The following is a 15,689-nucleotide window of genomic DNA, read 5'->3' on the forward strand; positions in this document are numbered from 1 at the left end:
AAATTTGTTGTATATACAAGCATTTAAACTATTTTTGAAAAACTTAATTCAAAATATTCTTGACGATAATGGCGTTCAAAGATTTCAATAATATCATTGTCCTTACTACATACAATTCCATAAACAACTGGAACTTTTTGAATATCATTATAGTTTAAGATAGTTTTATCAACTTCATTTGGAATTTCTAATTTAATATTGTTTATTTGATTATCCAATTCAATATTATTAAAATCAATGAAATCAATTAAACTATTTTTTATATGATCTAAGTTAATAGTTTTGAATTTTGATTTTAAAATAAAAGAATTGATATATAGAATAGATTCGTTTATATCATTATAAAAAATTTTTCGATAGCCATAATAATCTTCAATGTTATCAATTAAAATATAGTTATTTTTTTCAATAATGTTTTTTAAAATACTTAAGTCAATTTCACTAACTTCTTTTTGATTATGTTTATATTTTTTACCAATACTTGTCATTGTCACTCAATTAATATGTGGATTGATATAATAGCCACTACCTTTTTTTGCTTTAATAAATCCCTTGTGAAGTAATTTTGAAAGTTCAATTCTGGCTGTTTGACGTGAAGTTTTAAATTTAGTTGCCAAAAAGTTTTCACTTGGAAGTGGTTTTGAAAGATCTACTTTCTCATTTTGAATAATTTCCAATAGATATTGTTCAATAGTTTTATTTATATGTTGATCACTCATCTCATTTTTCACACTTTCTTTAATCATTACTTTTAGTTTAACATTGACTTAATAATAACCAAGTAGTTAAATGTTTTTTATTTAATAATGTTTAAGTAAATTAAAGGTTTATAATGTTAAAATAAACATAGAGAGGGTGATCTAGATGGAGATTAGTAATTATTTAAAATCAATTTATAAAGTCTTAAATGAATCTGGATGTACTCAAATAGAATTTTATGAATCTCAAGATGCCAAGTTTAATGCTAAAAATGGTTTTCGTGTCATTAAAGATGTATATAAAATTAGATATATGAATTCAAACTACAAATTTATTAATTTTTATTTAACTTTTAATAATAACAATCTAATATATCGCGCAAGTAACAGACAAACTGTTTCATTTGCAATTAATGCTGAAAACAAAACTAACCAAGAAATAAATGAAATTATTGAAATGTATTTAGAAAGAGATAGTCATTTAGGTTTTGATCCAATGGAGTTTTCACTACAATCCAGTCCTGTAAGATTTCTTGACAGTTTAGATCCCAAAGAAATAAATATCTATGTCGAAATCTTACGTTATAAAAACACCACACCACAATCTTCATCGATTAGTGATTTTATGTTTTTTGACAATTTCTTAACTTTTGAAACTGAATTTTTACCACTATTTCTGTAATAACAACTATGAGGAGTGATAAAAATGTATTATGAAAAAACTTGTTGTGTATGTAACGAACAAATTGATCCCAGAGAAGCTTGAAGTATTATTAAAATAAAATGATTGCTTCCAAGAAGAGAAATTCACCACAATGTTTATGTGCAATTAAAATGTATTGTAAATGACTTAGACACTGAGGACTTTAGAATGAGCCATCCTTTATTTGATATAACAATGTTTGTTAGAACCAAATGAAAAGGAGAATTTGAAACAACGTTAAATATTAACTATAACCAACCAATTTATGTTGAGGGTAAAAATTTAAATGAAAAAGTAGACCACCATGAAGTTGATCCAACTTTAAATAACCATAAAATCCAGCTAAATTTCTTTATGTATTTTGCAAAATTGACCAATTTTAAAGAATGATATCGAAATATGTTGTATTTTATGATGCCAATTTTAAATAAAATGTTAAAACTAAAAGAAGGCAAAAAAGCAATTGAAAGTAAATTCAAAAAAATCACTAAATACTTTGATTTTGATCACGTTTATGAAAATGTAACAGGATTAAAACGAATTAAATATAATTACAGTGTTTTTGAAAGATTAAATGATGAAGAATTTCAAAAATGTTATACCAATAAAGAAGTTGATTGTTTTACATTTAAGTTGTCTTCAATTGAAGCAATTTATACTAAAGTGGCACGAAAAGTGACAGATGATTATAAAACAATTGTAGCTCCTTACTTAGAAGCACGCAAAAATGCCAAATTTAAGCCAACTCGTGTAAGAGCATTTGAAATGTAATAGTAATTACATTTTTTTATTTATAAGATTTAATCTTATTTAACCAAAAGGGGCATAAAATTATGAAAAAATTATTATTAACTTTAACAACTGCAATTGTACCAATTACAACAATTACAACAGTAGTTTCTTGTTCTCCAGATGCAGAAGATTTATTTTTCAGAAATGCTGAAGTTATAGAAGAAGTGACAGATTTATTAAAATCAATTCCAAAATCTCAAACTTTAAAGGAATTTAAAAATGATATTGAAGATACTTTAAATCAATATCTTGAAACTAAAAATTTAACTAATAAAATGAAAGAATTTTATGTTGATGATTTATATTGAGTCTATACAAATAATTCAAAAAATAAAATAACACAAGATTCGTTTGTTCAGCAAGATTTTTCAACTGTCAATTATGTAGTTAAAGTTGATTTTGAAGAAAAAGATGGTTTAGAATGAGAAAGTGAAACTGAAGAATTTAGTATTTATAATACATCAATAAAATATGAAGAAAATAGACTACATTTTGATAATGCTTTAAATACTGTTGATCAGCGTTATGAATATGAAACTAATGAAAGTCTATTTGAATTAAAACAAGAAATCGTTGAAGAATTTAGTGAACAATTGGCAACAGAATTTAAAGACTCAAATGAAACTGCATATAATTTAATGTCAGGTGATTTTATTGCCGATTATCATCTTAAAGTTGAAATTGAAGGAATTGAATCTGTAAAAGATATTGATACTTCAAAAAGATATGATGTAAAATTTTTATCAGGAACAGCTGTTGATTTTGGTGATAACGATTTTATTTTAGAGGAAGTTAAATTTAAAAAAGATAATTAAAATAGAAAATAAGCACAAAAAAACATTCCATGGCTAAAAGGAATGTTTTTTATTATTTAAAATATCTATAACTTAATTGATCGCATCATATTTTAAAAAGTATTAATACGTTATTTAATATGATTTATCTGCAAAGTAATTAAGAGTATATCTATCTATATTATTTACTACGTCATTATAAACATTGGGAGGGCTTACAATAACTGCGTCTGCTAGATAACTAACAGACATATATAATATATCAAATAATAGTAAGAATAGCAATCATAATAAAAATATAAAATAATTTTTATGCTATAAAAAATGTTTTATAGCTTGGCGTGAATTAATTCTTGAGTATTTTTCTTGATAAATTACGTGATAAATATTTTCATTGGTAGTTATAAACATATAATTGGCTCATAATGTTCATAGCAAATCTTGATAATTAATACATAAATCCAATAAATCTAGTTCATTTTCATTTAAATAATTGATTTCAATTAACTTTTTAATAAATAATTGAATGGCATTTTGATCATCATTGCAAGTTTCTGTAATAAAACTTGCAATATCAAAGAATTTATCATTTAGCATTACATAATCATAATCAATAAACATAATTTTGTCATTGTTATGTAAGATATTGCCAGGAACTAAATCATTGTGACTAATAGTTTTTGCTAAACTTTGTAGTTGATCCAATTGACTACTAATCATTTGATATTTTTCTAACAATAATTTGTCTTTAACTTCTTGATTATGAAAGAAAAAATCTAAAAATTGTTGATAACTAAATGTTTTGATATTATTTTGATTTATTTTGATATTGTGAAAATCAACTATTGCTTGAACAATTAAATTGATTAATTTTTCATCAAGTTGGCAGTTTTCGATATTTTCAAAACCAATTAAAATTTTAAATTTTGAGACTAAATGATCATTTTCAAAATGAAAAGCTCTCGGTTTAACCATAATTGTTTGACTATTAAGTAAAAATTCTAATAAAACATTGGCTTCATTTTGTTTGTCTAAATACATTTCAGTATGACTTAAAGATTGTTTAATAACATCAAGACCTTCGACTTTAATATCATTTGTTAATCCTTTAAATTCCATATTTATCACCTCTATTTTAAGTTATTATATATTAATAAAGGGTGAAAAGAATTTATGAAAACAATTTGAATAGCAACTAATAATCCTTCAAAAGTTAAGGAATTTAAATATTTATTACCAGAATATGAAATTAAAACTTTAAATGATATTGATCCCAATATCGATATTCCTGAAGATGGAGCAACTTTTGAAGAAAATGCTTTAATTAAAGCAAGATATTTAAAAGATAAAGTTAAAGGAATCATCCTTGCAGATGATTCAGGCTTGTGTATTGAAAGTTTAAATAATTTTCCAGGAATCTATAGTGCTCGTTGAGCAAAACCAGAAACTGATTGAATTAAAATTGTTGACTTATTACTTGCAAAAATGAAAGAAGAAGGTTTAACAGATATTGATCAAAGAAAAGCGTATTTTAATTCAACAATTGCTTTAATTGATACAAAAAATAACATTGAAAAGTTATTTAGTTTTCAAGTTCATGGCCATATTTTAGATAAACAATATATTCAAAATGGCTTTGCATATGACACAATTTTTCGTCCACTAGGAAAAGAAATTACTTTTTCACAAATGAATTTTGAAGAAAAACAAACAATGTCTCACCGATTTGGTGTTATTAAACAAGTTAAAGAATATCTTGATAAAATGTAATTATTAAATGCTTTAGTATGAAAAAAAAGATTAATTAAGTTTTTATAAATATAACAATTATTTTTAGAAAAAAAGAAATAAAACTTTCTTTTTTTTTTTTTTTTTTATGATTTTCTTGTAATGTAACTTTACTTAGTTTATATCTACTTTAGTTTTAAGTTTTTAAAAAGGTTACATTATAGATTTTTTAGCATTTTTAAGAAAAATTTACTGGTTATTCTATTAAAAAAAATATTTTAAAATATAATGATTTAGAAAAGGAAAGATGTGAGAATGAAAGCTATTAAGGAATTTTTATTAAATACATTAAAATTTGATAATTCAGATATCAATAAAAAAATTGCAAAAAATTTACTTGAATCATACAATACTGATAAGTATTTAAGTCTCAAAGAATTATCTTTAAAATCATATTGTTCAGAATCAGCAATTACAAAATTTTGTAAAAAAATAGAGCTTAGTGGTTATAAAGAATTAATTATTTGTTTACAAATTGAAAAAGAAAAGTATTTAAGAAATAATGTTGAAAATATATCATTTGGTCAAAATTATATTTTTGATTATCTTGATTTTATTAAATCAGAAATTACATTAAATAGACAGTGAATTGAAAACTTTAAAATTTCTTTACAAGAAAAAAAGAAATTGTATATTTTTTCGTGCTATCAGTTAATGGATATTGCTAATTTTTTTAGAGAGTATAGTGAATTTAAAGGCACTAGGACTATTTTTTCAGCTATTAGACATTTTGAAGGTAGAAGTATACAAAATGCTATTAGTGAAAACAATTCAATAATTCTTATTTTTTTAAGTGGACAAGATAATAATTGATTAATTGATGAAATATATAGTGTTATTAAAAAAAATAGAAACAGTAAAGATATTTATATTATTTCTTCTAAGTCTCAAAGTAATAAAATAGAGCAAAAAAATTTATATCAATTAAATTCTTATAAAATGTATTCTGGATATGAGTATAGAAGAATATATTTGGATATATTGTGTTTAACAATATTTGAAGACTATAAAAGAATTTAATTTCCAAATTGGAAAGTAGAATACTATTTTAAAATACCTATAAATACTATGTTTTTTAATAGTATTTTTTTTATGCCTTATTTACTAGCTCTTATTTAAATAATAAAATTTGCTAATTTTCTATTGAAACTAAATAATAAATTTGAACTATAGTTTTATAGTCAAATAGAGAGGGAAAAAATGAAATTTTCAAAGAAGTTTACATTTGGTGCAGCTATAAGTACAATTCAAACTGAGGGTTTAGGTATCACAAATAGAGGACTAACTACATTTGATAAATATTATAGTGAGCATCCAGAAAAATTTTTTAATAATGATGGTCCAGATATTACAGTTGATATCACTAGACATTATGAAGAAGATATAAAAAAGTGAGCTGAGTTAAAATTGGAATCAATACGTTTTGGTTTTTCATGATCCAGATTATTTCCTGATGGAGATAATTTAGATTATGATGCAGTAGCTTATTATAAAGATTTTTTAGTTAAGTTAAAGCAAAATAATATTGAAGCTTTTATGACACTATTTCACTTTGATATGCCGTTATGAGCTCATGAGTTAGGTGGATGATCTTCTAGAATAGTTATAGATAAGTTTGTAAAATTTGCAAAATTTGTATTTGAAGAATATCACACTCTTGTTGCAAAGTTTGTTACATTTAATGAACCTTTAGTTCCTATAATGGGAGGATATTTATATGATGGTCATTATCCTGGAATCGTTGATTTTAAAGAGGCAATTTCTCAATTTTATGGTTTAACACTGGCCCATGCAAAAACAACAGAATTATTTTATTCTTTAAATATTAAGGATTCAGAAATTGGAATTGTTTTTGATTGAAATATTACAATTCCAAAAAATGAAGATGAAAATAATTTATATGCAGCAAAAGTACATGATGCATTTACAAATAGAGGGCCTTTAAATATTTTAGTAAAAGGAAAAATTGATGATTTTTTAATTAAAATCCTTAAAGATGAAAAAGTTTTACCAGATGTTCAAGAGGGAGACTTAAAAATAATTGAAGAAACTAAAATTGATTTTTTGGGTATAAATTATTATTTTCCAAAAAGAGTTGAATTTGATCATACAAGTAATTCAAAATATACGTTATTTAAAATTAAACCATATTTACCAAGTGATGCTCGAATGAATGTACATAGAGGATGAGAAATTTATCCAGAATCACTATATTTAATTGGACAATATATTAAAGAAGAATTTAATAATATTCCTTGATATATTGCAGAAAATGGTATGGGTGTTGAAAATGAAACGCGTTTTAAAGACAAAAATGGTTTAATTGAAGATGATTATCGTATTGAATTTTATACTGAACACTTAGAATCTTTAAGTAAAACAATTCAAGAAGGTTCAAATTGTTTTGGTTATCATGTTTGATCTGCTATTGATTGTTGAAGTTTTAGAAATGGATTTAAAAATAGATATGGTTTAATAGGAGTTGATATTGAAACTCAAGAAAGATATTTTAAAAAATCTTCTTGATGATTCAGAGACTTAATTTTGGAGAAAAATGGAAAATAATCATAAATTCGTTTTTGATGTTGGTGGTTCATCAATAAAATATATTCATTTTGATGATATGGATATTGAAATAGAAAAACAAGAAATTGAGTATGAAGGATTTAAAAAAGAAGAGAAGAAAGAATTAAGATATATTTTAAATTTAATTTTAAATAAAATTAAAAATATTGAATTTAAATTTGATCTTGGTATTGCATTACCTGGAATAATTGATAATACAAATTATTTGATTAAAACTGATTCAACAATTATAGATGTAAATATTAAAATTAATGATTTTTTTTCTAATATTAAAAATATTAATAAATTAATAATTGAAAATGATGCAAAGGCAGCTGCCTTTGCTGAATTTAAAGTGAGAAACTTAAAAGACCAAAGTTTGTCTAATCTAGTACATGTTACCATTGGTACTGCAATAGGCGGAGGCATTATTATTAATAAAAAAATATATTCAGGTACTAAAAAATATGCAGGAGAATTATCAAAATTATTTTCAACTATTTATGATGATAATTCAACCGTATATGAGGATATTTCAACTACTCAAAATTGTCTTAGATATAAGAGAAAAGAAATTAATGGTATAGAATTAATGAATTTATATATTGATAATGAACCAGCTGCTATTGAAATAGTAAATGAATGAATTAATAAATTATCCAAGTTTCTTCTAAATTTAGACTACTTGTATGCCCCTGATTTAATAACTATTGGGGGTGGAATTTGTAATAATGAATTATTCATTAGTACATTATTTAAAAAGTATTATGAAAATAGAATTGAAAAAAATATATTTAGTTCTAAAGTAGAAAAAGCACATTTTTTTAATGATGCAGGATGTTATGGAATTAAATATTTATTGGATAATGAGTTATAGAAAGGATTTAAATGAATTTAAAAGTATATGCTCCAGTTGATGGAGAAATTGATTTAATTGATAAATTAAATGATGGCGTATTTAGTGAAAAAATGTTAGGTGATGGTTTTTATATAAAGCCAGATAATGACGAATTTTATTCACCTTTGGATAATTCAAAAGTTAAATTAATCTTTGATACTAAACATGCAATATTTTTTGAAGGACCAAGTGGCTCATCGTTATTAATGCATATAGGTTTAGATACAGTAAAATTAAATGGTGAACCTTTTGAAATAGCTGTAAAAGTTGATCAAAAAATTAATTTAGATACTAAAATTGTTCAAGTTAATAGAGAACAAATTGAAAGTAATGGTTTAAGTGTATTGACTCCAATAGTTATTGACTATCAAGGAGAAGAAAAATGTGTTTTTAAATTAACAACAAAAAATAAAAAAGTTAAGCGTGGAGAATTAATTGGAGAATTTGTTTTAACTGATAATAAAACTGAAAAAAAAGAGATTTCTGATATTAAAAATTTATTTTTAGGTGAAAATAGTTATGTAAGTAATTCAAGAGAAATTAATAAATTAGTTGGTGGAAATAGCAATTATAGTGAAGTCTATAATTGTATGACAAGACTAAGATTTAAAGTATATGATAAGAACCTTGTAGATGAAAAGAAAATTAGTAAATTAGATTTTGTTAAAGGGTTAATATGAAGTGATAATGAATTACAAATTGTAATTGGTCAAGATGTTTATAGATATAAAGACCAAATTATTTTGTTAAATTCATCATCTGCTGAATTTGATTTTGAAAATAATAGTATAAAAAAACAAACAGTAGGGAAAAGAATTCTACAATGTTTATCTGGAATTATGGTACCAAATTTACCAGTCTTGATTGTAGGGGGGCTATATTTGGGAATTGTATCTCTATTTAAACAGTTTGGTTGAATGCCAAATATTTCTTTTGGTGTTCCTGGAGAAGGACAAATAAGTATATGAGATGCGGGACCATTATGAGGAACACTGCAAGTAACTTCAGAATTAACATTAAAATTTTTAGCTATATTTGTGGCAATTAATACTGCAAAATATTTTAATTGAAATATTCATCTAGCATTATTAATTTCAATAATGGTTGCAAATCCATTTTTATTTGATGGAGGAAATACAGATGGAGGTAATAGTTTTGGAGTTCAATGAATATTATTTGCAACTGGTATTAATCCAGATCATGAAATTTTAGGAGGATTGGCTTATATTTCAGTTTTTGCCTATACAGCCAAGTTTTTTCCACACATATTTGGAATAATAATTGCTGTAAAATGAGATGCTTGATTAAAAACAAAAATTAATCCTAAGGTAGATTTAATATTTAGGCCATTTCTAGTAGTTGTACCAACTGTATTTTTAATACTATTTATTATAGGACCATTATGATATATTTTAGAACAATTATTAGGATTACTATTTATTTATACAGTAGGTACATTACCATTTGGAATTGGTGCAGGTTTCTTTGCAGCACTCTGACAAATTGCAGTTGCATTTGGTTTACATTTAGCATTAGGAAATATTAATGGTTTAATGGCTGAAAGACAAGCTGGGTATGGTTACTTAGGGCCAGGAAGTTCATTATCAGTTTGAGCACAAGTTGGAGCTATAATTATTGTGGCTATTATGTCTAAAAACGCGAAGTTAAAAAGACAAGCAATTAGTACAATTCCAGGGGGTATCCTAGGAATTACAGAACCAATTGTATATGGTATTAATCTACCAAAATTTAGACCATTTCTTGCCGGTATATTTGGGGCTTTCATAGCAGGTAGTTTTGCTGGAGCAGTTGGTGTAACTTCAAGAGTTTGATCTGGAATGGGAATATTTGAAATTATAGGTTTTATGTCAGATCCAGTATATATTGGAAATTCAAAACCACCAGAATTCTTATTATCAAATACAACTAATGGTATTTTATATATTGTTGCTTGTTTAGTTGCATTAGGAAGTTCAATGTTAATATGTATGTTTATGTATCGTGATAGAATTTCTGAAATAAGAATGACAAAATCAATTAATAATAAAATTTATAAAATAATTATTGCAAATAATCCAAAAATGGATAAAGAACAAAAATTAAAATTAAAAGTTCAATTAGCTGAAATTGCTAATATGATTGATAAAGAAATTTTGACAGAAATTAAGAATTTAGAGAAAAATTTAATATCAAGAATTAAAATAGTTGATAAGATTGATTATTTAAATGAATTAAAAACTAAAAAGACTGAAATTCTAAAAGTAAAGGGTAAAAAATTTGCTTTAAAAAATAATGAGCTTAAAATAACTCAAATTTATAAACAAATTGAAAATTTAAAATATATAACTCAAATTGAAGTAATGGAAAATAAATTAGTTGAATTAGAAAAAACAATTAAGTTAGAAACTTTAAATAAATATCAAGATAACTTTATTAAAAAGGCAGATGAAATTTATAAAAAAATATTCAATATTTACAATGTAAAAAAATCAATTGATTTAGAACCACAATTGTATAATGCAGTTCACTCTTTAGATATTTCATTTAACATAATTACAGCAAAAAATGAAACTATCGATTTAAATAAGACATTGAAAAAAACTAAATTAGAGAATAATAATAAATTGAAAATGTTATAAAAATTAGATAAGTCCTAGCAAAATAGGAAGAATAAACAAAGCATGACAATGATTAAATAGTTAATCATTGTCCTTTTTAATATATAATTTAAATTTTGCATATAAAAACTTGATTTTGATATTAGAATAGTAAAATTTATTTTGTTTTTTCATATTTAGCATTATCAAAAGCTCTTTCAAGAGCTTTTTTATAGTTTCATAATATTTTTGACCTTAAAAAACAACCTTCTTTTTTGAAATTTTATAATAACGAATTGATAATATGAATATTATATTAGGGTTATTCTTTTTCCTATTTTTTTATATAGTTATAGTTTATAGTAGAAGAAAAATGAGTTTACTAAATTTTTAAAAGTTAATTAAATAAAAAATTGTTATTATATTTTTGTTAAGAAATATTTTGTATTTCTTCAATATATTAAAAATTAGAAAGGCAATTTTTAAATGAAAAAAAATCAAAATAAAAATAACACTAAAAATTTACTTAAAAAACATAATAAAATAATTAAAACATTTTTTAAAACTAATTTTCTTACTTTATTATCATTTCTAATAGATCAAATTATTTTTGCAACAACTTTAGTTTTATTTATTTTAAATTTAGTATTAAAAGAAAGCAATGACATAATATCATTCTCAGTTGTTGGGGGAAGTATTTTTCTTCTTCTAAAATTTACTTATACTAATTGATTTGCAAAAAATCAATATTTTAAAGCAATTTATATTTTTGATTACAATTTAAAATTAGAAAATCATAAATTTAAAAATCAAAGATGTACATCATTTACACCAATTTGATTTTGAATATATATTATTGCAGCTAACTTTACTACAGTTGTATTTATAAATTTTGAATTGAGTAATGTATTATCATCAAGTCCAGTAATGGCTGCAATTTTAGAATCAATGTTAAATGTTTTACTATTGCCTTCATTCTTAAATTCTTTCCAAAAATTAGCACAATCTAATCAAGATGTTGAAGCCAACTATAAAAATTTAATCAAAACTCAATATTTTTCAAATGAGTCATTATTTGAAGATGCAAAATTTGCAGATCATTATTTAAATGTTGGTTTTCCAAAAAATAACTTAGTATCTAAAAATGGATTATTTATTTTTACTAATAAAAAAGATTTAACTGAAAAAGAAATTAGTGAAATAAAAAAAGTTAATGAAAAAGTATTAGATGATTATAAGAAAATTTGGGCAAACTATTATGAATTATTAGAACAAAGCTCAATGCTTGAATTTTCAAAATTTAAGTCAAAATCTTTATTTTGAATTGAAAGAATATATGATCATATATTCTTAGATTTCTTTAATATTTAATTTAATGGAAAAAACAAAAATTATTTAAACCCCTTATTTATTGGGGTTTATTTTTATCTCTATTTTTGATATAATAAATTTATATTTTTTTGGGGGATAACAAATTATGGCAATTAAAAGATTTGAAAAATCACCATTGTATGTAGAAATAATGTCAAATGGACAAGTAGTCTATGAACCATATTATAACTATTTATTAGATGTTTTTGAAAAAGAACCAGAAAACAGAAAATACTTTTATGATGCAAAAATTGCAGATAAAGCAACAGAAGAAATGTTGCCAAGAACTAAAATTAGTGTCGAACAAGCACATACAGTTATGAATCAATTAAATGCTCTTGATTGAGAGAAAAATTTAATTGAAATTGGTTTTTTATCAAATAAAGAAGAAAATTAATGGAGGGTTATGGCTCTCTTTTTATTTGAAAGGATGAATTAAAGTTATGAGAAAAATAAATATTATTTTATTTGAACCAGAAATTGCAGATAATGTTGGAGCTATTATGCGTACATGTGCTTTAACTAATGCAAAATTACATTTGATTGAACCATTTGGTTTTATTTTTGATAAAAGAAATTTTGCACGCAGTAGTGCAAATAACTTTGAAGGTTGTGAATATGTTCGCTATGATGATTGACAAGATTTTGTTGATCAAAATCCAAATGCTAATATTTTTTGTATGACTCGTTATGGTAAAAAACCAATTAGTGATTTTAATTTTGCACCAATTAATGAAGAAGTTTTTATTATGTTTGGTAAAGAATCAACTGGAATTCCAAAAGAGATTTTAAAAGCAAATCTTGAAAAATGCTTTAGAATTCCAATGGTAGCCTCTGGAAGAAGTTTAAATATTGCCAATAGTGTAGGAATTGCAACATACGAAGTTTTACGTCAATGAGATTATTTAGATTTAAGTCAAGTTGAAGTTGAAAAGGGTCAAGACTATTTAGATAAATAAAATGTTTATAAGACATTTGTCTATATAATAAATTAAGGAAATGAGGTACAGATTTTATGAAATTTAGTGATTTTGGATTTAAAAAGTTTTTAAATGATGCATTAGATAAAATTGGTTTTTCAAAACCAACAGGAATTCAACAAAAAGTTATTCCCTTATTAAAAAAACACAAATCAGTAATTGCTCAATCTCATACTGGAACTGGAAAAACTCATGCCTTTTTATTACCAATTTTAAATAATTTAGATTATTCAAGTAATAAAGTTCAATGTTTAATAATCACACCAACAAGAGAATTGGCACGTCAAATTTATGCCAATATTAAAGAACTTTTAGCATTTAATCCAGAGGCTACAAGTGCAATTTATGTTGGAGGAGATGATGTTGAAAAACATCAAGATGGTTTAAAAAATAAACAACCAATGATTGTTGTAGGAACACCAACAAGATTAAGAGGTTTATATGATACCAATTATTTACAATTAACAACGACCAATTATGTTGTAATTGATGAATGTGACATGATTTTTGATTTAGGTTTTATTGATGATGTAGACTTTATGATTTCAAAAATTAATAAACAAGCAAATATCTCTTTATTTTCTGCCACAATTAATAATGCTATTAAACCTTTTCTAACAAAATATTTATCTGGAAGTGTCTTTATTGAAAATATGGCCGATAAACCAAGTAATAAAAATATTGAACATATTTTAGTATGGACAAAAAATCGTCAAAATAAAGAACTTATTAATTTAATTATTAGAAAAATAAATCCATATGTTGCTATGATTTTTGTTAATAGAAAAGATCAAATTAAAGAAATAATTGGTTGATTAAATGAAGCTGGTATTAAAAATGTTGGTGAATTGCATGGAGATTTAGATCCAAGACAAAGAACAAACATGCAAAAAAGAATTCAAAATATGGAATTCAAATGAATTGTTGCCAGTGATGTTGCTGCAAGAGGAATTGATATTGATGGAGTAAGTCATATTATTTCAATTGATTTACCACGAGAATTGGACTATTACATTCACAGAAGTGGACGAACTGGAAGAAATAATTATACTGGGCAAAGTTATGTCTTATTTAATTCAACAAATCAACATCAAATTGATGAATTAAAATCAATGGGAATTGAGTTTTCAAATAAAAAGTTAGCCAATAATGATTTGGTAGATATTAATCCAAAAGTTAAGAAAAAAATTATTGATCCCAATAATCCTGTTGCTGTAGAAGAACAAAAAATAATTAGTAAATATAAAAAACAACCTGTAAAACCAGGATATAAAAAGAAAAGAAAAGCAGAAATTGATAAGCTTAAAAAAGATGTTAGAAGAAAACATATTAAAGAATCAATTGCAAAAATTAAAAAAGAAAAATATAAAAAACGTAGAGAAGAACTATTTGATTAAAAATGAACTTTTTTAAAAGTTCATTTTTAAATTTATAAGTTTATTTTAGTAGTATTTATTGTATTAATTTCTATATTAATTAAATATAAAATTTCTAAATATATAAATAATTTTTGGAAAAAATTACCATTTAAGATAAAATTTAAATAGGGTTTGTCAGATTCTCAAAATATTTTTAATTATAATATTTTGGCTGGCAGGGCGGGTATGTTGAAAGAAAGGTAAAAAATATGTTCAAATTATTAAGTTTAATTGGAGCTTTAGGACTTAGTGCAAGTTCAGGAGTTATTTTAACTCAAGGAGTTATGAATAATCAAAATTATATGGAAACTGATTTCTATTGAGAAGAAGGACCATATGGAATAACAGAAGATGAAGAAATTGAAACTAATTTAATTGCAAATTTTGTAAAAGAATTAGCAATCTTTTTAGAAGAAAATAATCAAGAATTACAAAATATAACTGATGCAAAAATAAGATTAATGTCAACAGCAGAATCAACAGGACAAACTGGTAACATTGTAAGAATGCTAGTTGACTTAATTGAAAATGGTGGAGAAATTGTTTCAGAGACATATCAAGCAAAACATGTAGAAGCAGGAAATTATTCAGTTAAATATTTATTAAACTATGTTTTACCAGATGGTTCTGAAAGACAAGTTAATTTAAATACTTATCCTACTTTATTTAATCAATATCAATTAGAAAATGGTGCTTGAAGACTTACTTTGGAATTTGAATATGTTGAGAAAGATATTAATGAAACTGAAGATCAATTTATTTCAAATATTGAATTACCAGATTTTGGAGTTCACTTCTATACACATCAAATTATAGATATGTTTAATAATCATGAACCATTTAATAATTCAGTAAAAGCAGTAATTGAAAAGCAAAAAGAAGTTAAATTAAAAGATATTCATTCAGTTAATGCATATAAAGCTATAAAAACTGAAGATTCATTTGCAATTGGTGATCAATATGATGTAATGGATTTAATTGAAGATGAATATTTATATATTTCATTTGAATCAAATAGTATTAGTGGAACATATAATATGTTAATTAAAAATGTTGATTTAAAATAATTTAATGTTTTAAAAAAA

At 23.8% G+C, this 15,689-nt stretch carries 15 protein-coding genes; 13 read left to right on the top strand and 2 right to left on the bottom strand.

Annotation, left to right across the window (positions count from 1 at the left end; all coding sequences use genetic code 4):
- Nucleotides 1-23: 23 nt before the first annotated feature.
- Nucleotides 24-719: a GntR family transcriptional regulator gene (locus SCULI_RS02315; protein WP_025363026.1), complete on the bottom strand. Its 696-nt coding sequence runs from the start codon at nt 717-719 to the stop codon at nt 24-26.
- A 145-nt stretch (nt 720-864) separates the two neighbouring features.
- Here SCULI_RS02315 and SCULI_RS02320 point away from each other — a divergent pair, with 145 nt between their 5' ends.
- The 3 genes from SCULI_RS02320 (at nt 865) to SCULI_RS02330 (ending at nt 3,008) form a co-directional block, all read left to right on the top strand.
- Nucleotides 865-1,380, top strand: a complete 516-nt coding sequence (locus tag SCULI_RS02320) for a hypothetical protein (RefSeq protein ID WP_025363027.1) — start codon at nt 865-867, stop codon at nt 1,378-1,380.
- A gap of 24 nt (nt 1,381-1,404) precedes the next feature.
- Entirely contained in the window at nt 1,405-2,172 is a 768-nt protein-coding gene (locus tag SCULI_RS02325; RefSeq protein WP_025363028.1) for a hypothetical protein, read from the top strand.
- A gap of 62 nt (nt 2,173-2,234) precedes the next feature.
- Complete coding sequence (locus SCULI_RS02330; RefSeq protein ID WP_025363029.1) at nt 2,235-3,008, top strand: hypothetical protein; 774 nt, start codon at nt 2,235-2,237, stop codon at nt 3,006-3,008.
- Between the two features lie 294 nt (nt 3,009-3,302).
- On the opposite strand, the gene SCULI_RS02335 is transcribed toward SCULI_RS02330, so the two are convergent.
- Nucleotides 3,303-4,106 carry a phosphotransferase family protein gene (locus tag SCULI_RS02335; protein ID WP_025363030.1) on the bottom strand — a complete coding sequence of 268 codons (804 nt, stop codon included), beginning with the start codon at nt 4,104-4,106 and terminating at the stop codon, nt 3,303-3,305.
- Between the two features lie 54 nt (nt 4,107-4,160).
- On the opposite strand from SCULI_RS02335, the gene rdgB reads away from it, so the two are divergent.
- The 10 genes from rdgB (at nt 4,161) to SCULI_RS02385 (ending at nt 15,671) form a co-directional block, all read left to right on the top strand.
- On the top strand, nt 4,161-4,757 hold the full coding sequence (rdgB, locus tag SCULI_RS02340) for an RdgB/HAM1 family non-canonical purine NTP pyrophosphatase (protein ID WP_025363031.1): 597 nt from the start codon (nt 4,161-4,163) through the stop codon (nt 4,755-4,757).
- Nucleotides 4,758-5,030: 273 nt separating this feature from the next.
- Nucleotides 5,031-5,795, top strand: coding sequence for a hypothetical protein (locus SCULI_RS02345; RefSeq protein WP_025363032.1), 765 nt, complete (start codon nt 5,031-5,033; stop codon nt 5,793-5,795).
- 180 nt (nt 5,796-5,975) lie between these two features.
- Nucleotides 5,976-7,340, top strand: coding sequence for a glycoside hydrolase family 1 protein (locus SCULI_RS02350; RefSeq protein ID WP_025363033.1), 1,365 nt, complete (start codon nt 5,976-5,978; stop codon nt 7,338-7,340).
- Entirely contained in the window at nt 7,330-8,217 is an 888-nt protein-coding gene (locus SCULI_RS02355) for an ROK family protein (protein ID WP_025363034.1), read from the top strand. The genes SCULI_RS02350 and SCULI_RS02355 overlap by 11 nt, the downstream gene beginning before the upstream one ends.
- A gap of 11 nt (nt 8,218-8,228) precedes the next feature.
- A complete protein-coding gene (locus tag SCULI_RS02360) occupies nt 8,229-10,877 on the top strand; it encodes a PTS glucose transporter subunit IIABC (RefSeq protein ID WP_025363035.1) in 2,649 nt (882 codons plus the stop codon).
- A gap of 444 nt (nt 10,878-11,321) precedes the next feature.
- Nucleotides 11,322-12,206, top strand: a complete 885-nt coding sequence (locus SCULI_RS02365; RefSeq protein WP_025363036.1) for a hypothetical protein — start codon at nt 11,322-11,324, stop codon at nt 12,204-12,206.
- 106 nt (nt 12,207-12,312) lie between these two features.
- A complete protein-coding gene (locus tag SCULI_RS02370; RefSeq protein WP_025363037.1) occupies nt 12,313-12,603 on the top strand; it encodes a hypothetical protein in 291 nt (96 codons plus the stop codon).
- A gap of 46 nt (nt 12,604-12,649) precedes the next feature.
- Entirely contained in the window at nt 12,650-13,165 is a 516-nt protein-coding gene (locus SCULI_RS02375; protein WP_038648043.1) for a tRNA (cytidine(34)-2'-O)-methyltransferase, read from the top strand.
- Nucleotides 13,166-13,221: 56 nt separating this feature from the next.
- Nucleotides 13,222-14,583 carry a DEAD/DEAH box helicase gene (locus SCULI_RS02380; protein ID WP_025363039.1) on the top strand — a complete coding sequence of 454 codons (1,362 nt, stop codon included), beginning with the start codon at nt 13,222-13,224 and terminating at the stop codon, nt 14,581-14,583.
- A 230-nt stretch (nt 14,584-14,813) separates the two neighbouring features.
- Complete coding sequence (locus tag SCULI_RS02385; protein WP_025363040.1) at nt 14,814-15,671, top strand: hypothetical protein; 858 nt, start codon at nt 14,814-14,816, stop codon at nt 15,669-15,671.
- The last annotated feature ends 18 nt before the right edge of the window (nt 15,672-15,689 follow it).

Source organism: Spiroplasma culicicola AES-1, from assembly GCF_000565175.1.
In the GTDB taxonomy this organism is placed as follows: domain Bacteria; phylum Bacillota_I; class Bacilli_A; order Mycoplasmatales; family Mycoplasmataceae; genus Spiroplasma_A; species Spiroplasma_A culicicola.